Annotated in this window: 15 protein-coding genes; 13 read left to right on the top strand and 2 right to left on the bottom strand. The window is 71.6% G+C overall.

Annotated features, from left to right (window positions below; genetic code table 11):
• From ACFWW9_RS40440 to ACFWW9_RS40460, 5 genes are all read left to right on the top strand, one after another.
• On the top strand, positions 1 to 1,036 hold a 1,036-nt coding region (locus ACFWW9_RS40440), incomplete at its 5' end, for a beta-ketoacyl reductase (RefSeq protein ID WP_390387958.1).
• Entirely contained in the window at positions 1,033 to 5,691 is a 4,659-nt protein-coding gene (locus ACFWW9_RS40445; protein WP_390387959.1) for an SDR family NAD(P)-dependent oxidoreductase, read from the top strand. The genes ACFWW9_RS40440 and ACFWW9_RS40445, both read left to right, overlap by 4 nt.
• The gene (locus ACFWW9_RS40450) at positions 5,688 to 6,377 is read left to right on the top strand and encodes a thioesterase II family protein (protein WP_390387960.1); all 690 of its coding nucleotides are present in this window, start codon (positions 5,688 to 5,690) and stop codon (positions 6,375 to 6,377) included. Before ACFWW9_RS40445 ends, ACFWW9_RS40450 begins: the two co-directional genes overlap by 4 nt.
• 189 nt (positions 6,378 to 6,566) lie before the next feature.
• The gene (locus ACFWW9_RS40455) at positions 6,567 to 8,405 is read left to right on the top strand and encodes a ricin-type beta-trefoil lectin domain protein (RefSeq protein WP_390387961.1); all 1,839 of its coding nucleotides are present in this window, start codon (positions 6,567 to 6,569) and stop codon (positions 8,403 to 8,405) included.
• Complete coding sequence (locus ACFWW9_RS40460; RefSeq protein WP_390387962.1) at positions 8,402 to 9,781, top strand: SMP-30/gluconolactonase/LRE family protein; 1,380 nt, start codon at positions 8,402 to 8,404, stop codon at positions 9,779 to 9,781. The genes ACFWW9_RS40455 and ACFWW9_RS40460 overlap by 4 nt, the downstream gene beginning before the upstream one ends.
• Positions 9,782 to 9,811: 30 nt before the next feature.
• Here ACFWW9_RS40460 and ACFWW9_RS40465 read toward each other — a convergent pair whose 3' ends face one another.
• Positions 9,812 to 10,273, bottom strand: a complete 462-nt coding sequence (locus tag ACFWW9_RS40465) for a DinB family protein (RefSeq protein WP_390387963.1) — start codon at positions 10,271 to 10,273, stop codon at positions 9,812 to 9,814.
• 94 nt (positions 10,274 to 10,367) lie between these two features.
• Here ACFWW9_RS40465 and ACFWW9_RS40470 point away from each other — a divergent pair, with 94 nt between their 5' ends.
• On the top strand, positions 10,368 to 10,949 hold the full coding sequence (locus ACFWW9_RS40470) for a helix-turn-helix domain-containing protein (RefSeq protein ID WP_390387964.1): 582 nt from the start codon (positions 10,368 to 10,370) through the stop codon (positions 10,947 to 10,949).
• A 49-nt stretch (positions 10,950 to 10,998) separates the two neighbouring features.
• Here ACFWW9_RS40470 and ACFWW9_RS40475 read toward each other — a convergent pair whose 3' ends face one another.
• Entirely contained in the window at positions 10,999 to 13,353 is a 2,355-nt protein-coding gene (locus ACFWW9_RS40475) for a carbohydrate-binding protein (protein ID WP_390387965.1), read from the bottom strand.
• A 253-nt stretch (positions 13,354 to 13,606) separates the two neighbouring features.
• Here ACFWW9_RS40475 and ACFWW9_RS40480 point away from each other — a divergent pair, with 253 nt between their 5' ends.
• From ACFWW9_RS40480 to ACFWW9_RS40510, 7 genes are all read left to right on the top strand, one after another.
• Entirely contained in the window at positions 13,607 to 14,254 is a 648-nt protein-coding gene (locus tag ACFWW9_RS40480) for a GntR family transcriptional regulator (RefSeq protein WP_390387967.1), read from the top strand.
• An 89-nt stretch (positions 14,255 to 14,343) separates the two neighbouring features.
• Positions 14,344 to 15,603, top strand: coding sequence for an ABC transporter substrate-binding protein (locus tag ACFWW9_RS40485; RefSeq protein WP_390387968.1), 1,260 nt, complete (start codon positions 14,344 to 14,346; stop codon positions 15,601 to 15,603).
• Between the two features lie 4 nt (positions 15,604 to 15,607).
• On the top strand, positions 15,608 to 16,558 hold the full coding sequence (locus tag ACFWW9_RS40490; protein ID WP_390387969.1) for a carbohydrate ABC transporter permease: 951 nt from the start codon (positions 15,608 to 15,610) through the stop codon (positions 16,556 to 16,558).
• On the top strand, positions 16,555 to 17,385 hold the full coding sequence (locus ACFWW9_RS40495) for a carbohydrate ABC transporter permease (protein WP_390387971.1): 831 nt from the start codon (positions 16,555 to 16,557) through the stop codon (positions 17,383 to 17,385). Before ACFWW9_RS40490 ends, ACFWW9_RS40495 begins: the two co-directional genes overlap by 4 nt.
• Positions 17,386 to 17,392: 7 nt before the next feature.
• The gene (locus ACFWW9_RS40500) at positions 17,393 to 19,327 is read left to right on the top strand and encodes a hypothetical protein (RefSeq protein WP_390387972.1); all 1,935 of its coding nucleotides are present in this window, start codon (positions 17,393 to 17,395) and stop codon (positions 19,325 to 19,327) included.
• A gap of 53 nt (positions 19,328 to 19,380) precedes the next feature.
• Positions 19,381 to 20,121: a ribonuclease activity regulator RraA gene (locus ACFWW9_RS40505; RefSeq protein WP_390387973.1), complete on the top strand. Its 741-nt coding sequence runs from the start codon at positions 19,381 to 19,383 to the stop codon at positions 20,119 to 20,121.
• Positions 20,118 to 20,378 (top strand): aldo/keto reductase (locus tag ACFWW9_RS40510; RefSeq protein WP_390387974.1); only part of this gene is annotated, 261 nt, incomplete at its 3' end. The genes ACFWW9_RS40505 and ACFWW9_RS40510, both read left to right, overlap by 4 nt.

The raw sequence follows: 20,378 nt of genomic DNA on the forward strand, positions 1-20,378 counted from the left end.
CCTGGTCGAGTCAGGCGGTGTCCGCAGCCAGCACCTGACGAGGAGGCGCGGGTCGGAGGCCCCTGGGGCGGCCGAGCTGGTGGCGGACCTGACCGCGTTGGGCGCGGACGTGACGGTGTCCGCGCACGACCTGGCCGACCCGGACCAGGTCGCCGACCTCCTCGCGGGCCTGCCGGACCTGGTCGGCGTCGTGCACGCCGCCGGGGTGCTGCGGGACGCCACGCTGGCCGCGCTGACGCCCGAGCACCTGGACTCCGTGCTGCGGCCCAAGGTCGACGCCGCGTGGCACCTGCACCGGCTCACCCGGCACCTCGACCTGGCCGAGTTCACGCTCTACAGCTCGGTCGCCGGTGTCCTCGGCGTGCCGGGGCAGGGCAACTACGCCGCCGCCAACGCGGTCCTGGACGCCCTGGCCCGCCACCGGACCGCGTCCGGGAGGGCCGGGCAGGCCATCGCGTGGGGCCTGTGGGCGTCGCCGAGCGGCATGAGCGACCACCTCGCCGCCCGTGACGTGGAGCGGATGGCCGAGGCGGGCGTGGCCCCGCTGTCCACACCGGACGGTCTGGCGCTCTACGACGCGGCCCGCCTGCGCCCCGAGGCGGACCTGGTCGCAGCCGCGACCTCCCGTCCACGCGCCCGGCGAGCGGCACCGGTCACCGCTCGGCCCACGGCGGACGTTCGGGAACGGCTGGCCGAACTGCCGCGGGCGGAACGGGAGTCCGCGCTGCTGGCGTGGGTGCGGGAGCAGGCGGCGGTCGTGCTGCGGCTGGCGGAACCCGACGGGCTGCTCGCGGACCGGGCCTTCCGGGACCTCGGGTTCGACTCGCTCACGTCCGTCGAGCTGCGCAACCGGCTGAACACCGCGACCGGGCTCCGGCTGCCGGTCACGGCCGTGTTCGACCACCCGACCCCGACCGAACTGGCGGCGTTCGTCGGCGGCCTGCTGTTCCCCGCCGAGGCCCCGGCGTCCGACCTGGACGCGGCGAGCCCGGAGGAGCTGCTCCGGCTGATCGACGAGGAGTTGGGGGCGCGATGACCGACGAGGCGACCCTGGTCGACTACCTCAAACGCGTCACCGCCGAGCTGCGCACCGCGCGGGAACGCCTGCGGGAGCTGGAGTCCGACGAGTCGATCGCGGTCATCGGCATCGGCTGCCGCTACCCCGGCGGCGTCCGCTCGCCCGACGACCTGTGGGACCTCGTGCACGAGGGCCGGGACGCGATCGGCGGGTTCCCGACCGACCGCGGCTGGGACCTCGACGACCTGGCGGGCCGCCTGGCCTCGAAGGAGGGCGGGTTCCTGGCCGACGCCACCGACTTCGACGCGGCGTTCTTCGGGATCTCCCCGCGCGAGGCGCTCGCGATGGACCCGCAGCAACGGGTCGCGCTGGAGGTGACCTGGGAGGCGTTGGAGCACGCGGGCATCGACCCGGCCATCCTGCGAGGCTCCGACACCGCCGTGTACACCGGCGCGAACCAGCAGCAGTACGGGCCCGCGCTGCACGAGTCGCCGCCGGAGGTCGAGGGGCACCGGCTCACCGGGGCGGCGAACAGCGTGGTCTCCGGCCGGGTTTCCTACGTGCTCGGGCTCGGCGGACCCGCGATCACCGTGGACACCGCCTGCTCGTCGTCGCTCGTGGCGATCCACCTGGCGTGCCGGGCGCTGCGAGCCCGCGACACGTCGTTGGCGCTGGCGGGCGGCGTGACGGTGATGTCGACGCCCGGCACGATCACCGAGTTCGCCCGGCAGGGCGGCTTGGCCCCGGACGGCCGTGCCAAGTCGTTCGCCGAGGCGGCGGACGGCACGGGGCTCGCCGAGGGCGCGGGCGTGCTGGTGCTCGCGCGGCTCTCGGACGCCGTGCGCGACGGCCACCGCGTGCTCGGCCTGATCCGGGGCGGCGCGGTCAACCAGGACGGGGCCAGCAACGGCCTGTCCGCCCCCAGCGGCCCCGCCCAGCGGCGAGTGGTCGAGAAAGCGCTGGCCGACGCGGGCCTGACCGCGGGTGACGTGGACGTCGTGGAGGCGCACGGCACCGGGACCGCGCTCGGCGACCCGATCGAGGCGAACGCCGTCCTGGCCGCCTACGCCGCCGACCGGCCGCTGTGGCTGGGGTCGCTGAAGTCGAACATCGGCCACAGCCAGGCCGCCGCCGGGGTCGGTGGCGTGATCAAGGTGCTGATGGCGATGCGGCACGACGTCCTCCCGCGCACCCTGCACGTCGGCCGGCCGACACCGCACGTGGACTGGGAGTCGGGCTCGGTCCGGCTGCTCACGACCGCACGGCCGTGGCCCGCGACCGACCGTCCGCGCCGTGCGGGCGTCTCGTCGTTCGGCATCAGCGGCACGAACGCGCACCTCGTGGTGGAGGAACCGCCACCCGCGCCGGTCGTTCCCCACCGGCCCGCGCCGCCGGTGCTGACGTGGCTGCTGTCCGCCCGGTCCGCCGACGCGCTGCGGGACCAGGCCGCGCGGCTGCGGAGCCACGTGCGCGACCATCCCGAGTCGGTGGCGGACCTGGCGCACTCGTTGGCCACGACCCGGACGGCCTGGGAGCACCGGGCCGGACTGGTCGGCACCGATCGACGCGATCTCCTGGACCTGCTGGACACCCTCGTGGACGGCTGGGACCACCCTGGACTGGTGCGCGGGGTGGCCGGGGCCGGTGGTCTGGCGTACCTGTTCTCCGGCCAGGGTGGACAACGCACGGGCATGGGAACCGAGCTGTACCAAGCGTTCCCGGAGTTCGCGCGGGCGTTCGACGAGGTGTGCTCGGTGTTGCCGCCGCCGCGCGACGCATTGTCCACTCAGGACCTACTGGACCGCACGGAGTTCACCCAACCCGCGCTGTTCGCGCTCCAGGTCGCCCAGTTCCGCCTGCTGGAGAGTTGGGGCCTGCGGCCAAGCCACCTCGTTGGGCACTCGATCGGTGAGGTAGCCGCCGCGCACGTCGCCGGGGTCCTGTCGCTGCCCGACGCCGCCGCGCTGGTCGTCGCGCGCGGACGGCTGATGCAGGCGTTGCCCGAGGGTGGCGCGATGGTCGCCGTCCGCGCGTCCGAGGCGCAGGTCGTGCCTCTGGTGACCGGGACGGTGTCGCTCGCCGCCGTGAACGCGGCCGACGCCGTGGTGATCTCCGGGCCGGTGAACGAGGTCGAGCAGGTCGTGGACCGGCTCACGGCCGAGGGCCACCGCACGACCCGGCTGCGCGTCCGGCACGCGTTCCACTCGGCGTTGGTGGAGCCCGCGCTCGCCGGACTGCGGGAAGTGGCCGAGAGCCTGGACTTCCACCCCGCGACCATCCCGATCGTGTCGACGCTGACGGGGGCCGTGGCGGACCTCGGCTCCGCCGAGTACTGGGTGCGCCAGGCGCGGGAGCCGGTGCGGTTCGCTGACGCCGTGGACGCGCTCACCGGCCGCCACGGCGTCACCACCATGCTCGAACTGGGCCCGGACGCGACGCTCGCGCCGCTGGCCGGTGCGGTCGCGCTGTCCCGCCGAGGCAAGCCCGAAGCGGAGACCCTCGTGCAGGCGGTGACCCGCTTGCACACCAACGGTGTCCCGGTGCGCTGGGCCGAAGTTCTGCCGGGCGAACGTGTGCCGCTGCCGACGTACGCGTTCCAGCGGGAGCGGTACTGGCTGACCACCGATTCCCGCCCCGCACTTGTACAACGGGTCACGGTCGCCGAGGTCGCGGGTCACGTGGTCGGCGGGCGGGCGTTGCTGCCCGGCACGGCGTTTCTCGAACTGGCTCTGCGGGCGGGGGAGGGGGCCAGGCTGGCGGAACTGGTGTTGACCACGCCGTTGGAGGTCACGGCGGACGTGGACGTGCGGGTGGTCGTCGTGGCGCGGGCGTTCCGCGTCGAGGCCCGGCCCGCGACCGGCGGATCGTGGACCACGCACGCCGAAGGCTCGTTCGGCGGTGTGCCCGTCACACCGGTCGCCGTGCCGGACGAGGGCGACCCGGTCGACCTCACCGGCCACCACGACCGGCCCGGATTGGAGCACGGACCGGCGTTCCGCGGGCTGAGGACCGTGCGGCGACTGGGCGCTGACCTGGTCGCCGACGTGGAGTTGCCCACGGGCGAACGGGTCGCGGACGCGGCGCTGTTCCACCCGGCGGTGCTCGACGCCGTGGTGCAGGCGGTGCTGGTCGACGACGTGCCGCGCGTGCCGTTCGCCTGGACGGGCGTCACCGTGCACCGGCGGGCCGAGGGAGGGCTGCGCGCCCGGATCGCCCGGCTCGCGCCCGACCGGGTCGCCATCGACGTCGAGGACGACCGCGGCCGTCCGGTGCTGACCGTCGACTCACTGCTGCTGCGCCCGTTGCCGGACGCCGTTCCGCTGCGCCGGTGGGACTGGACTCCCGTCACGCTCGATCCCGTGCCCGACTCGTCCGACACCGTGGTCGTCGAGCACACACCGACCCAGGGCGACGTCGTGCCGACCGTGCACCGGGTGCTGGCCGAGCACTTGGCGCTCCTCCAGCGTGTTCTCGGTGGCAGTGATGAGCGGCTCGTCCTGGTCACCCGACACGCCACCACGGCGACTCCCGACCTGGTGGCGGCCGCGCTGTGGGGCCTGTGGCGCACGGCGGCCACCGAACATCCCGGCCGGATCGCGCTGGTCGACACCGACTCGGCCGACCCGGTGCCCACGGCCGTCACCGGACGAGACGAGGTCGTCTTCCGGGGTGGCGTGCCGCACGTGCCGGTTCTGGTGCCGGTCGCCGCGGGCCGCACGTCGTTCGACCCATCGGGAACCGTTCTGGTGACCGGCGGGACGGGGGCGCTCGGGTCCCATCTCGCCCGGCACCTCGTGGTCCGCCACAGCGTGCGCAGGCTGGTGCTCGTCAGCCGCCGCGGACCCGAGGCCCCCGGAGTCGCGGACCTGACCGCGCTCGGCGCGAGCGTCCGGGTCGTCGCCCACGACCTGGCCGATCCGGCGCAGGTCGCGGACCTACTGGCCACGATCCCGGACCTGAGCGGGGTCGTGCACGCCGCGGGCGTGCTGCGCGATGCGACCGTGGCCGCGCTGGACCCCGCCGACCTCGCCGCCGTGCTGCGCCCCAAGATCGACGCCGCCTGGCACCTGCACACCCTCGTCCCGCGGGACCTGCCCGTGTTCACGCTCTACTCGTCGCTCGCGGGCTCGATCGGCACGGCGGGGCAGGCCGCGTACGCCGCCGCCAACGCCTTCCTGGACGCGCTGGCCCGGCACCGGAGCGCGACGGGACTCGCCGGGCGTGCCATCGCCTGGGGCTGGTGGGACGACCTGGGGATGACCGAGCGGTTGACCCACCGGGACCGGCAAAGGCTGGCAGACAGGGGACTCCGGCCGATGTCCGTCCACACCGGACTCTCGCTGTTCGACGCCGCCTTGGCGGGCGTGGACCCGGCGGTGGTCGCGGCCGACCTGGCGACGCCCCGCTCAACGCCGGCACCCGTCACGTCCGTGGCCGACGAGGACGCGATGGTCGACCTGGTCCGCGCGGAGACCGCCGCCGCGCTCGGGCACCCCGGCCCGGTCGCGGCCGACGCGGAGTTCGGCGACCTGGGCCTGGACTCGCTGACCTCGGTCGAGCTGCGCGACCGGCTGACCGCGGCCACCGGGCGACCGCTCACCCTGACGGCGCTGCTCAGCCACCCGACACCGCGTGAGCTGGCCCGGAGCCTGTGGGCGGAGCGCGACCGGTGAGCCGGTGGCTGCGGACCTTCGTGCCGCGCCCGGACGCCACCGAGCGGTGGGTGTGCTTCCCGCACGCGGGCGGGAGCGCCGCCGCGTACCGGGAGTGGCCCGCCGACCTGCCGGACCACGTCGAACTCGTCGCCGTCCAGTACCCCGGCCGGGCGGACCGGTTCGCCGACCCCGCCCACACCACGATGGGAGGTCTGGTCGACGGGGTCGTGGAAGCGTTGGGTCGGCTGGATTCCACGCCGCGCACGTACTTCGGGCACAGCATGGGCGCGGCCGTGGCCTACGAGACCGCCGTCCGCTCTGCCCCCGCCCGGCTGGTCGTCTCCGGCAGGCAGGCCCCGCGCCACAGCAGGCCCGTGCGCCTCGACGGGGAGGCGGCGCTGCTGGCCGCGCTGCACCGGTTCGGCATCACCACGCCCCTGACCGACCCCGAGCTGCGCGCGATGGTGCTGGCCACGCTCGCGGCCGACAGCAGCGTGGTCGAGACGTACCGGCCGTCGTCCGCGGTCCTCGACTGCCCGATCACCGCCGTGCTGGGCGACCGGGACCCGGAGGTGACGGTCGAGGAGGCACGGGACTGGGCCGAGCTGACGTCGGCGGCGTTCGACCTCCGGGTGTTCCCCGGCGACCACTTCTACCTGGCCCCTTGCCGCCGGGCGTTGATCGGTCACCTCCTGGGACAGTGAGTTCTCCATACCGTCAGGAACCGTGACCGGGCGCACGGTCGTCCGGCCGGGTGCCGGTGTCGGACCGGTATCTGGTCTAGACCTTGTCGGCCCTAGTTATTTCGGATAACTTCGGCCGCGGCGACGGCGCTGACGGCAGGTCCGGGTCACCCGTCGTCCGGAGATTGCTCCCATCCTGCAAGGAGCGCCATGCCCTCGACACCCAGCACCGCACGACGTCGCACACGGGGGCGGGTGGTCGCCCTCGTCACGGCCGTCGTCGCCGCGACCGTCGCGGCCCCGGCCGCGCCCGCCATGGCGGCCACGACCGCGAGCGTCTGGCTCACCACGGCCGACAAGTCCAACCTGTTGCGGCAACAGGGGAACGTCTCGTTCGGGACCGGCGGCAGCGGTCCCGTGATCACGGTCAACCCGAACACCACCTACCAGTCCATGGTGGGCTTCGGGGCGTCGTTCACCGACGCGGCCGCGTGGAACGTGTTCAACTCGCCCCGCCGCGACGAGATCATGAACGCCCTGTTCAACCCGAGCAGCGGCGTCGGCCTGAGCTGGCTGCGCCAGCCGATCGGCGCGACCGACTTCTCGCGGTCCTTCTACACCTACGACGACGGCGCGGCCGACCCGAGCCTGTCCCGGTTCTCCGTCGCGCACGACAACGCCTACATCCTGCCGCTGGTCAAGCAGGCCAAGGCGTTGAACCCGAAGCTGGCGGTCATGGCCACGCCGTGGAGCGCGCCCGCCTGGATGAAGACCAACAACAACCTCATCGGCGGCTCCCTCAACGACAGCCGGGTCGGGGTGTACGCCGACTACCTGGTCAAGTTCGTCCAGGCCTACCAGGCCGCGGGCGTGCCGATCTCGTACCTGAGCGTGCAGAACGAGCCGAAGTTCTCGCCGCCCGGCTACCCCGGCATGCTCATGTCCGCGAGCCAGCAGTCGAGCATCATCAACACCCTCGTGCCGAAGCTGCGCGCGGCCGGGCTGAGCACGAAGCTCCTCGGCTACGACCACAACTGGGACGACACGACCTACGCGCAGACGGTCAACACCAGCGCGGGCGGCAACGTCGTCGGCTCGGCGTGGCACTGCTACGGCGGCAACCCGTCCGGCCAGTCCACGGTCCGCAACGCCCAACCGGGCAAGGAGATCTTCTTCACCGAGTGCTCCGGCACGTCGTCGGGCACCGACGCGGCCACGTTCCGGGACACCCTGCGGTGGCAGGGGATGAACCTCGCGATCGGCACCACCCGCAACTGGGCCCGCACCGTGACGACGTGGAACATGGCACTGGACAACAACCACGGCCCGGTCATCGGCAGCTGCGACAACTGCATGGGCGTGGTCACCACCAACGGTGGAAGCGTCACGTACAACGCGGAGTACTACGTCCTCGGCCACCTCAGCAAGTTCGTGCAGCCGGGGGCCGTCCGGATCGACTCGACCGGTTTCGGCGAGGGCGGCATCCAGAACGTGGCGTTCCGCAACCCCGACGGCACGATCGTGCTCGTCGCGGTCAACACCGGTGGCACGCAGAACTTCCAGGTCTCCTTCGGCGGCCAGTCGTTCGGCTACTCCCTGCCCGGCGGCTCGATGGCGACGTTCACGTGGCCGGGCAACGGCGGCACGACCCCGCCGCCCACCGGCGGCACCGGCGCGATCACCGGTCTCGGCGGCAAGTGCCTGGACGTGACCGGCGGCTCGACCGCCAACGGCACCCAGCCGCAGCTGTGGACCTGCACCTCCGGCCCGAACCAGCAGTGGACCGTGGGCTCCGACAACACCGTGCGCGGCCTCGGCAAGTGCCTGGACGTCACGGGCAGCGGCACCGCGGACGGGACGGCGGTCCAGCTCTGGGACTGCTTCGGCGGCGGCAACCAGCAGTGGACGCGGTCGTCGTCCGGGCAGCTCGTCAACGTCGGCAGCGGCAAGTGCCTCGACGTGAAGGACGGCAGCACCGCGGACGGGGCCAAGCTCCAGATCTGGACCTGCACGGGCGCGGCCCAGCAGCGCTGGACGGTGCCGGCGTGAGGCGACTCGCGCTCGTGGCGGCGGCGGTGACCCTGGCCGGGCTCACCGCCGCCCCGGCCTCGGCCGCGGCCACCGGGACGATCACCGGTCTCGGCGGCAAGTGCGTCGACGTCGTCGACGGCGGCACCGCCAACGGCACGCGCGTCCAGCTGTGGACGTGCAACGGCGGCGCGGCGCAGCAGTGGTCGGCGCGCGACGACGGCTCGGTCTCCGCGCTGGGCAAGTGCCTGGACGCGGCCGGGACCGCCAACGGGGCCGTCGTCCGGATCTCCGACTGCGCGGGCACGACGGCGCAGCGCTGGACCGCCGACGCGGGCAGGCTCGTCAACGCCGCGGCGCAGAAGTGCCTGGACGCCACCGGCGTCTCCAGCGCGGACGGCACCAAGTTGCAGCTCTGGGCGTGCTCGACCGGCGCGAACCAGCAGTGGGCGCTGCCCACCGCGCCACCGCCGTCCGGCGGACCCTGCCCGCAGGGACCGTTCGGCAGCCCGCTGCCCTCGCCGACCCTCGCGGCGACGAAGATCAAGGACGGGTTCACCTTCCTGGAGGGCCCGACCTGGGACGCGGCCACGCAGACCCTGCTGCTGTCGAACATGCGCGACGGCACCGGCGCGGAGAACGTGCAGCCGTCCGAGATCCTGCGGTACACCCTGTCGACCGGCGCGTTCACGACGTTCATCGCGAACTCGGGCAGCAACGGCCTGGCGATCAGCCGCGACGGCAGGTCGATCGTCGCGGCCACGCACGACCAGCGGACCGTCTCGTCGTACGACCTGGCGACGAAGCAGCGGACCACGCTCGCGTCGTCCTACCAGGGCAAGCGGTTCAACTCGCCGAACGACGTCACCATCGGCGCGAACGGGACCGTGTACTTCACCGACCCGGACTTCCAGCGCGCCGACCGGCCCGACCAGATGGGAGGCAAGACCGGCGTCTTCCGCGTCAGCGGGGGAGTCGTCACGCTGATCGACGACACGATCCGCGAACCGAACGGGATCGAGCTGTCCCCGGACGGCAAGACCCTCTACGTCGGCGGCAACGCCACCGGCAAGGTCTACCGCTACCCGGTCAACGCCGACGGCAGCACCGGCGCGCGCGCCGACTTCGCGTCGCTGGGCGGGACCGACGGCGGCACGGTCGACTGCGCCGGGAACGTCTACCAGATCACCTACGGCGACGGGAAGGTCCACGTCTTCTCGCCCGCGGGGGTGGCGCTGGGCACGATCTCGGCGGGCCGCAACGCCACGAACGCCGCCTTCGGCGGACCGGACGGGAAGACCCTGTTCATCACGTCCGGAATCCCCTCCACGGGCGGCGACAACGGCAACTTCGGGCTGTACAGCATCCGGTTGAACGTTCCGGGCTGGCCGTACTGAGCGAAGGGCGCGGCACCCCTGCCGCGCCCTTCACCACCGTGCCGCCAGGATCTGCTCGCGCAGGATGTCGGCGTGGCCGCAGTGCTGCGCCAGGTCGCGTTCGGTCCGCAGGTAGAGCGACCACACGGGCTGCTCGCCGCGCCCGGTCACGACCTCGTCGAACGCGAGTCCCGCCGCGATCCGCCGGGACCTCTCGCAGGCCGCCCGGTGAGCGGCCCGGATCGACGCGATGGTGTCGTTCCGGGTGAGGATGAACGACCGGTCCGGTGTGGCGGAAGGCCCGAGCGCGCGACCGGTGACGCAGTGGTCGAAGTAGAACTCCTCCACGTACGTCACGTGCTTGACCAGGCCCAGCAACGTCGTCCGCGACGGCACGAGCGACCTCCTGGCCTCCTCCTCGTCCAGCCCGTCCAGGCAGTCGTGCAGGGCGGAGCGGTGCTCGTCCAGCGTGGCGTCGAGTCGAGCGCGCACGTCGTGGAGCGGGTCGTCCATGCCGGTTCCCCCTCGGGATCGTCGTCCGGCGCGCAGTCTTTTCCGCCGACGGGCCGGATGGCGAACCCCGTTGCCGATCGGCAAGATTGCGGCCATGGACGACCACCAGGACACCGTGCCGGACGACTTCGGGCCACGGCTGCGCGCGCTGCGCCGATCCCGCGGCTCCACCCTGGCCGAGCTGGCGGCCGAGACCGGGCTGACCGCGAGCACCCTGTCCCGGCTGGAGAACGGCCTGCGGCGACCGACCGTGGAGCAGCTGCTGCCGCTGGCGCGGGTGCACGGCGTCGCGCTCGACGACCTGGTCGGCGTGCGCCGGACCGGCGATCCGCGCGTCCACCTCCGCCCGGTCACGCGCGACGGGATGACGTTCGTGCCGTTGAGCGGCCGGGCCGGGGGCCTCCAGGCCTTCAAGGTCGTGTACCCGCCCGCGTCGCGCTGGGGAGAGCCCGCGTTGAAGACCCACGAGGGGCACGAGTGGTTCTTCGTGCTCGACGGCGGCGTCCGGCTCGTGCTCGGCGAGCGGGAGTTCGTGCTGCGGGCCGGGGAGGCCGCGGAGTTCGACACGCGGATCCCGCACTGGATCGGCAGCGCCGACGAGCGGCCCGCCGAACTGGTCACCCTGGTCGGTCCGCAGGGCGAGAAGGCGCACCTCGCCGTGTCGCGCCGCCGATGAGCCCGGTGCTGCCGCTCGGGGGGAGCGGCGGCACCGGGCTCGGCCTTGCCTAGCGGGTCCGCGAGACGAAGAAGCTGTCCACGTTGCCGAAGCCGGGCTGGCCACCGGAAGCCGTCAGGAAGACGCTGTGCTTCCCGCTGGTCGGGCGGATGGAGACCGACTGGTTCGCCATGGTGTCGAAGCCGCCGGTGCCGTTGACGTACAGGACGCCGATGACCGGGCCGGTGACACTGTCGAGGTGGATCTCCACGCCCTTGTTGGCGTACTGGTCGTCCACGCCGATGTTCGCGGTGAACAGGTCGCTGTCGCAGCCGAAGTCCACGTTGGTGAAGCCGAACCAGTCACCGCCGTCGAAGCTGCCCACGACGGTGCCGCTGGCCGCGGGGTGGGGGCTGACGCCGTTGCTGGAGGTGTACGACTCGGCCTCGATCAGCGGACCCGAGGTGCGCACCGCGCCCGCGGACCACTTGGGCACCCCGTACTGGTAGGCGCCCAGGCTCGGGGTCGGGTCGGTGAAGCCGTCCGTCGCGGGCGACTTCACGACGCCCGCGTTGCGGGCCGGGGACGTCGACTTCAGGGTGAAGTCGTAGACGGCGGGGTTGGTGTACTGGGCCGAGCTGACCGGGGTCAGGTTGTTCGAGTTGGTGATGCCGGGGTCGTTGCCCGTGACGCCGATGTTGTTGACGATCTCGGTGTCGGTGTACGTGCCGCCGAAGGTGCTGGCGACGTTCGTGTCCGTGCCGGACGTGTTGTTGTAGATCCGGTTGCCCGAGGTGGAGCCGCCGTTCGGGTTGATCAGGACCGCGCCGTAGGTGGTGCGGTTCCACGCGACGTTGTTGTGGACGGTCGCGTTGAAGGTCGAGAGGTCGAGGTAGACGCCGGGGGCCGGTGCCGAGCCCGCGAGGGGCGCGGGGTCGTGGAACTGGTTGTGGTGGATGACGGTGCCCGCCAGGTCCACCGCGCAGCAGACGTAGACCGCGCCGACGTCCACCACGAGGTTGCCGTAGTTCGACATGTCGTTGTAGGCGATCTGGTGGCCGGACGCCTTCGGGCCGGAGACCTTGTTGTCGATGTTGACGGAGCTGCGGCCCGACTGGTTGATCGTGTTGTGGGTGATCACCTGGTTGGAGCCGAGGACGTTGACGCCCGCCGCGTAGCTGCCCAGCGCGTCGGTGCGCAGGATCGTGTTGTTGGTGACGGTGTTGGCGGTGCCGAGCATCAGCACGCCGTTGCCCGCGCTGCCGTCGACCAGGCTGTTGCGCAGCACGTTGTGCGTGCCGTCGAGCACGATGCCGGACGTGGTCTCACCGGCGGTCAGCACGGCGCAGCCGTCCGGGGTCGTGACCATGTTCGGGTCCTGCTTGAGGTCGTTGTACGCCGAGACGTACCGGGCGGTGATCTTGTCGAAGACGTTCTCCTTCGACGTGGACGACGTCACGGCGGTGGTGGCCTTGAGGCCCAGCCCGACCACGGAGATGTAGGACTTGCCGCTCAGGTCGATGCCGACGTTGCGCTGCTTGGCCTCGACGACGTGGCTCGCGGGGCTCGCGCCGTCCGGTGACCACAGGTACAGCTTGTGCGTGCTCGCCTGGTAGAACCACTCGCCGGGCTGGCCGAGGAGGGCGAGCTTGCCGCTGAGCGTGTAGTTCGTGCGCTGGTTCGGGCTGAGGCCGACGCAGGGAGCCATGCCGGGCGCGGTGACGCTGCCGATGGTCGAGCTGGTCACGGTGCCGCTGTCGCTGACGAACCAGTTGTGCGCGGTGAGCCGCGCGCCGGTCCAGAAGCCCGCGGGCTGGGTCAGCGCGGTGTCGGACAGGCTCGTGTTGTCGCCGGACTGGGCGGAGGCGAAGTTGGGGGAGGTCTCGTTGCCGTTGGCGTGCGGCCACTGGGCCTCGAACTGCTTGCTGCCGTCGAAGAACAGCTGGTTGCCCGGTAGAGCGGGGTTCAGGGTGACGGTGGTCCGGTAGATGTGGCCGCCGTGCACGCCCGCGGTGAACTCGGAGGCCGCGAGGAACGGGTCGGCGGACTGGAGGCCCGCGAGTTCGGCGGGGGAGACGACGCCCCAGCCGGTGACCGGGTCGGCGCCGTTGATCGTGACCCGCGCTCCCGGAGCCGCCTGGTAGGTGATCCGGGCGTTCGCGGTCCCGCTGCGGGCGGGCGTCACGGTCTCGCGGTAGTCGCCCCCGGCGATCTGGCAGGTGTCGCCCGCGACCACCTTCGTCGCGCACTTCTGGATGGTCTTGAAGGGGGAACCCGAGGAGCCGGAGTGGGAGTCGGATCCGTTCGTGGCGACGTAGTAGGTGTGGCCGGTCGCCGCCTGCGCCGTGGAGGCGAGTCCGGCGAAGGGGAGCAAGGCGGCCGTCGCGGTCACGAGAACGGCCAGCCGGGAGCGAAAGTGATCCATCGTTGACATCCAATCGCTAATCGATAGCGGGGAAGGTAACCTCGCCGACCCACGCCGTCAACGCCCGCGTTCCATTCGGTGGAAACGGGTGTGACCAGGAGATCCGGGTACTTGATCACCGGATTCGGACATTCGCCGCACGACGGCGGCGCGCGTGGACGGCCTTCGGCCGAAGTCGTCGCCGGTCGGCGGCCTCGCGGGGTAGTCGTCCGTGCGGCTAGAGTTGTCGATTATCGATCAAGGAGTAGCGCGCATGGCGAACGTCGAACTTTCCAAGGACCTGCTGTCCGACCGCATCTACGACATCCTCCGTGCGTCGATCCTGGACGGCTCGCGCGAACCGGGGTCGAGGCTCGTGGAGTCGGAGATCGCCCGTGGCATGAACGTCAGCCAAGCGCCCGTCCGCGAGGCCGTCAAGCGGCTCGTCCACGAAGGCCTGGTCACGTCCGAGCCCCGGCGCGGCAGTTACGTCACGGCGATCTCGCCGGACGAGTTCGTGATCGCCCGCCAGCTGCGCGCGGCCATCGAGAGCGTCGGCGCGCGGTCCGCCATCTCGAGCCTCGCGAACGGCGACCTCGTGGACCTCCGCAACATCGTGGCGAAGATGAGGACGGCGGTCGCGGCGGGGGACTGGGCGGAGTTCCGCTCGCTCGACATGAGGTTCCACGAACGGGTGCTTCTGATCGGCGGTCACGCGGTGCTGGCGCGGGTGTGGGCCGTGCTCGAACCGCTGCTCGTCAGCCAGCGCGCCATCGGCGACCCCGCGTACACGGGGGACCGGGCGGCGGTCGTGGAGTGGCACGACGACCTGATCGCGGCCTTGGAAGCCGGGGATCCGGAGGCTGCGAGCGCGGCGTTCTTCGCGCACGCTTCCGGTGCCCTGGGTGTTGACAACAGGTAACGAATCGGCCTTTGACAGCCCTCGGGGTCGGACGTACGCTCCTCGCCAATCGGCTATCGATAGCCGATTGCCTTGGTCAAGGAGGATCAATGAGCCGCCGCACCCGACCGGCGAGAGCCGTGCAGGCCCTCGGTCTCGTCGCCACGTTCGCGCTCGTTCTCGCCGGGTGCGGTACGAGCGAGAGCAGCAGCAACACCTCGCTCACCGGCGAGGTCCGCATGCTCGCGAACATCAGCCCCGCACTCACCAAGCAGTACTACGAGGGCCTCGTCGCGCCGTTCGTGCAGGCGCACCCCGGAGTCAAGGTGACCATCGAGTCGCCGTCCGGCAAGGACGTGCAGTCGACGTTGCAGCAGGAGTTGGCCTCCGGGTCCACCCCCGACGTCGTCGCGAGCAACCTCGACCCCGTCGTCGCCCCGCAGATGGCGCCGTTCCCGGACGAGCAGTGGGTCAAGGACACCCCGCTCGCGGGCTCCACCGCGATCGACGGCAACACCTGGCAGGTCGCCACCGGCACCCAGATCCAGTCGGTCGTCTTCTACAACAAGGACGCCTTCACGAAGGCGGGCATCACCGCCCCGCCGACCTCGTTGGCCGACTTCACCACCGCGCTCACCAAGCTGAAGGCCGCGGGCTACGTCCCGCTCCAGACGGCGGGCGAGTGGGTCACCGGCGCGCAGTTCGCCATGGCCGCGAACCCCGACCTGCTCGGCGAGGACGCCTCCTGGTACCTCGACCGCAACGCCAAGAAGGTGAAGTTCGCCGACAGCGCGTACTCCAAGTACCTGGACGCGTACGCGGGCTGGATCAAGGACGACCTGGTCCCCAAGGACTCCCTCGGCGAGAAGTACCAGGACTCGATCGACAACTTCGTCGCGGGCAAGTCCGGCATGTTCATCATGGGCAACTGGCTGGTGTCCACCCTGGACACGGCGAAGCCGACCTTCGAGGCGGGCGCGTTCCCGACCCCGACGCTGGACGGATCGGCGCCCAAGCAGCTGAGCGGGATGGCGCAGCCGTACTCGATCCTCAAGGCGTCGAAGAACCAGAACCTCGCTCGGGAACTGGTCAAGTACCTCGTGTCGGACCAGACCGCCATCGCGGCGTCGCTGAAGTCGGAGGGCAACTTCCGCAAGGGCGTCACCTACGACGGCAGCCCGCTGACCAAGGAGGTCGCCGCGATCCTGGACAAGTCGCCCGGCGCGGTGAACGGCACCAGCGGCCCCGGCATCAACTCGGGCTTCGGCAACCAGCTGAACACCGTCGTCCAGTCGCTCTACACCGGCCAGTCCGCGAGCCAGGCCGCCGCGGAACTCGACACCTGGTGGGACGCGAATGCCGTCCAGTAGCACGGTGACCGTCGGGGCGGCCGCCTCCGCGGCCGCCCCGGCGGTCGGCGAGAACCCGAGCCACACCAAGGCGGGCCGCGTCCGCGCACGCCGCCGCCGGGCCGCCGTCGAGTTCGGGATGCTCGCCCCGCCGCTGGTCCTCGTCGCCACCCTGATCATCGTCCCGATCTTCATCGCGCTGTACCTGAGCTTCACGAACTGGGACGGTTTCACCGACCCGCCCAAGTTCGTCGGGATGAAGAACTACGTCCGCCTCACCTCGGACCCCGCCGTCCTGCACGCCGCGACCGTCACCGCGATCATCACGGTCGTCGGCGCCATCGGCTGCAACGTCCTGGGGCTCGGCATCGCGCTGCTGCTGAACAAGCTGACCAAGCTCAACGCGTTCATGCGGGTCCTGGTGTTCTACCCGTACGTGATCGGCGCCGTGATCATCGGCTTCCTCTGGTCGTCGATCCTCGGGACGAGCGGCGCGGTCAACGCCGTGCTGGGCAAGGACAACGCGCTGCCGTTCCTGTCCGACCCGACCTGGGCCACCGTCACGGTCACGGTCGTCGTGATGTGGTCGAGCTTCGGCGTGAACGTCGTGCTCTACCTGGCAGGCCTCCAGACCATCCCGGCGAGCCTGGTCGAGGCCGCGAAGCTGGACGGCGCGTCCCCGTGGCAGACGTTCTGGAAGGTCAAGCTGCCGGTCCTCGCCCCCACCGTCACGGTGAACATCGTGCTCGTGGTGATCGGCCTGCTCCGCGTGTACGAGCTGATCCTCGCGCTCACCGCGGGCGGACCCGCGGGCCAGACGCGCAGCGTCGTCTACAACATCCTCACGTCGTCGTTCGAGAACTCGCAGCTGGGGTACGGCGCCGCGCAGTCCATCGTGCTGATGGTCGTGATCATCATCGCCACCGCGGGCATCACCGTCGCCCGCAGGCGCAGCGAGGAGGCGGTGTCCGCGTGATCGTCACCAGGACCCTCCGCACCGTCGCGTACGTCCTCATCGGACTCGTGATGGCCATCCCGGTCTACCTGCTCATCACCAACGCCTTCAAGTCCCAGCGGGACATCACCACGCGGCCGTTCGGCTGGCCGAACGACGGGTTCTCGTTGCAGTACCTGGCGCGGGCGATCACGTCGCCGGACTTCAACGTGGTCCGCGCCTACGCGGTCACGATCGCCTTCGTCGTCGCGGTGAACCTGCTCGGCCTCGTCGTGGTGGGGCCCGCCTCCTACGCCATCGCGCGGGGAACCCGGCGCTACCACCGGATCGTGATGCTCGTGCTGCTCGCGGGCATGTTCATCCCCGGCCAGACGCTGGTGATCCCGGTGATCTACGTGCTGAAGGCGACCGGTCTCATCGGGACGATCCCCGGCTTCCTGCTGTTCGAGACGACGCTGACGATCCCGACCACGACGTTCCTGTTCGTCGCGTTCGTGCAGGGCGTGCCGAGGGAGCTGGACGAGGCGGCCAAGATCGACGGCGCGGGCCTGTACGCCACGTTCTGGCGGATCATCTTCCCGCTGATGCGGCCGGTCGTCGCGACGGCGGTGATCCTCAACTCGGTCGGCGTCTGGTCGGACTTCGTGAACCCCCAGTTCATCCTCGGCCCGACCTCCGGCGTCTACACGGTCACCACCGGCGTCTACGCGGCGATCAGCAAGCTGTCCACGGACTACACGCAGGTGTACCCGAACATGCTCCTCGCGGCCGCTCCGGTGATCGTGTTCTACGTGTTCCTCCAGAAGCGGATCATCGGGGGTCTGACCTCCGGCGCGGTCAAGGGGTGAGTCGGACATGACCGAGTACCACCGGATCGCCGCCACCACACCGCTGCACGAGACGCCGACGTGGGCCGTGCTGCAACGACGGCTGTTCGCGCTGCTCGACGGGGCGTGGCGGGAGTTCGAGACGACCTACTGCGAGGCCGACGGCCGGTTGACCTACGCCGGGCGCATGCACCACCGCGACGGCGTGGACGACTTCTACGAGCCGTTCTTCAACTGGCCCACGCTGTACCGGCTCGGCGGGGCCGACGACCTGCTCCCGGCGGTCAAGCGCCACTGGGAGGGCGTCACCGCCCAGATGACCGAGTTCGGGTTCGTGGAGGACGAGTACGAGCTGGGCTACGACTGGTTCCACCAGGGCGAGTCGCTGAACTTCTTCTACGCGCTCTGCGCGGCGGACCCGGACGACGCGGCCTTCCGCGAGCGCGCCAAGAGGTTCGCCCGGCTGTACTCCGACCCGGCGTCCGGCAACTACGACCCGGAGGCGCGCGTGATCGTGGCGCCGCACAACGGGTCCGGCGGACCGCGCTGGGGCCTCGGGACCGAGTGGGTCGAGTACAGCGCGAGCCAGGTCGGCATGGAGCGCTACGGGCTGCCGCTGGACGACCTCGACGGCATCACCGAGTGGAGCGACCTCGCGTCGCCGGAGAACGCGCGGCGCATGGGCGACGCCATGCAGGAGCGCATGGGGCACGGCGACACCGCCGTGAACCTGGCCGCCACCTCGCTGGTCACCAACGCGTGGCTCTACGACAACGAGCCGGAGTTCGCCGACTGGGTCACCGAGTACGTCGGCGCGTGGCGGGACCGCGCCGCGGCCAACGGCGGGCTGGTGCCGGACAACGCCGGACCGAACGGCGTCGTCGGCGAACTCCAGAACGGCCACTGGTTCGGCGGCCACTACGGCTGGGCGTGGCCGCACGGCCTGCACTCGGTCGAGTCCGCCGCGATGATCGCCGCCACCAACCTGACGATCGTCTCGGGCGGCACCGACGCACTCGACCTCGCCCGGACCCCGCTCGACACGGTGATCGCGCACGGCGTCGTGGAGACCGGTGTCGCGACCAGGGGCAGCATGGGCTGGGGCTGGGTGCAGAAGATGGGCGTCCCCGACGACGTCCCGGTGCAGCTCGTGCCCTACCGGCACGGGTCGCACGGCTGGTTCGACTTCCACCCGGTGCCGCTGATCTACCCGGTGTGGCTGTGGTGGCTGTCGTCGGACGCTCGCGACCTGGCGCGGCTGGAGTCGTTGGAGCGCGACGCCGGGTTCGACTGGCGCGCGACGAAGTGGTTCCACGACAAGGAGGAGCAGGGCCACGAGGCCCCGTGGGTGTCGTTCCTGCTCGGTCGCAACCCGGACTACCCCGAGGACGCGCTGGAACTCGCGCTCGGCCAGGTCGGCCGCAGGCTGGCGCTGATGCGCGCCACGCCGTTCGGCCCGCCGGACGACGACATCCACTGGTGGCAGCGGCTCAACCCGGTCGTGACCGAGGTGCTGACCCAGTTGACGACCGGCGCCCCGCCCGCGCTCTACAACGGCGGCCTGGCACCGGCCCGCGTCACCTACGGCGACGCGCTCCGCGGCCGACCCGGTCTGCCGCCGGACGTGGCCGCGCTGGTGCGCGAGGTCGACGCGGACGGCGTTCGCGTGGACCTGGTGAACCTCGGCGCGGACGAGCACCGCGAGGTCGTCGTGCAGGCGGGCGCGTTCGGCGAGGACCGGATCGACCACGTCGTGGTCGACGAGACCGCGCCGGGCAGCCTCGGCGACTCGCACTCCTACGTCGTCCTGGAGCCCGTCACCACCCCGAGCGCGCCGCTGCCCGTCGGGTCGGCCCGCATCGTGGTCGCGCTGCCGCCGCTCACGCGGACCTCGCTCCGCCTGTCGATCACGCGACGCGCGCACACGCCGTCGCACCAGAGCTTTTCCCCGCACGAGAGCTAGGAGAACCACCAGTGCTCACCGAGACCCCGCAATCGCAGGTCTGGCCTCTCCCGGTGCGCGGAGACGCGTTCACGCGGGCCGACTCGGACGTCATCCGCCGGATGGGCAGGATCAGCTCCGCGACGGCGTGCGCGAAGCTCCACGGGATGGGGATCTCCCGCACCGCCGTGCAGGGCCCGACCGCCCTCGACGTCGGCAACCGGGTCGTGGGATCGGCCCTGACGCTCCAGTTCATGCCGCAGCGTGAGGACGTGGCCAGCGGCCTGGGCCAGGAGTACGTGGAGCGCCACACCGCCCTGTGGGCCGTGCTGGAGACGGTGCAGCCCGGCGACGTGCTCGTCATCCAGGCGTACGGCAGCCGGTTCACCGGGTGCCTGGGCGACATGCTGGTCCGCTACTTCAAGCGGCGCGGCGGCGCGGGCATCGTGGTCGACGGCCGGATCCGCGACGTGCAGCGGGTGCGCGAACTGGGCGTGCCGATCTGGTGCACGGGCACCACGCCGCACTACGCCTCGCAGACCGACCTCTTCCCGTGGGCCTACGACGTGCCGATCGCCGCGGGCGGGGTCCTCTGCCTGCCCGGCGACGTCGTCGTGGCGGACGACGACGGGGCGGTGATCGTGCCGTCGTCCAAGGCGCTCGACCTGGTCGTGGACGCCGAGGACCACGAGAACTGGGAGGAGTTCAGCCGGATGCGCATCGAGCAGGGCGCGCGGCTGTCCGACTACTACCCGCTGAGCCCGAACAGCCGCGCCGAGTACGAGGCGTGGCGAGCCGTCAACCGGTCCGCATGAGGCGGAACCGACTCGGCTCGTCCGCTGTCGAGGTGACGGCCATCGGCCTGGGCACCGCGCAGCTGGGCGACCTGTACGACACCCTCGACGGGCCGTCCGCCACGGCCATCGTGGACACCGCCTGGGACGCCGGGGTGCGGTACTTCGACACCGCGCCCCACTACGGGCTCGGGCTCGCGGAACGGCGGCTGGGCGCCGCGCTGGCGTCCCGGCCCCGCGACGAGTACGTGCTCAGCACCAAGGTCGGCCGCCTGCTC

The organism is Umezawaea sp. NPDC059074 (assembly GCF_042738955.1).
Lineage (GTDB): Bacteria > Actinomycetota > Actinomycetes > Mycobacteriales > Pseudonocardiaceae > Umezawaea.

Excerpts from the sequence above, each read along its gene's own strand:
- ACFWW9_RS40445 (WP_390387959.1), top strand. The coding sequence starts at position 1,033 with ATGACCGACGAGGCGACCCTGGTCGACTACCTCAAACGCGTCACCGCC.
- ACFWW9_RS40455 (WP_390387961.1), top strand. The coding sequence starts at position 6,567 with ATGCCCTCGACACCCAGCACCGCACGACGTCGCACACGGGGGCGGGTG.
- ACFWW9_RS40465 (WP_390387963.1), bottom strand. The coding sequence starts at position 10,273 with ATGGACGACCCGCTCCACGACGTGCGCGCTCGACTCGACGCCACGCTG.
- ACFWW9_RS40470 (WP_390387964.1), top strand. The coding sequence starts at position 10,368 with ATGGACGACCACCAGGACACCGTGCCGGACGACTTCGGGCCACGGCTG.
- ACFWW9_RS40475 (WP_390387965.1), bottom strand. The coding sequence starts at position 13,353 with ATGGATCACTTTCGCTCCCGGCTGGCCGTTCTCGTGACCGCGACGGCC.
- ACFWW9_RS40480 (WP_390387967.1), top strand. The coding sequence starts at position 13,607 with ATGGCGAACGTCGAACTTTCCAAGGACCTGCTGTCCGACCGCATCTAC.
- ACFWW9_RS40485 (WP_390387968.1), top strand. The coding sequence starts at position 14,344 with ATGAGCCGCCGCACCCGACCGGCGAGAGCCGTGCAGGCCCTCGGTCTC.
- ACFWW9_RS40500 (WP_390387972.1), top strand. The coding sequence starts at position 17,393 with ATGACCGAGTACCACCGGATCGCCGCCACCACACCGCTGCACGAGACG.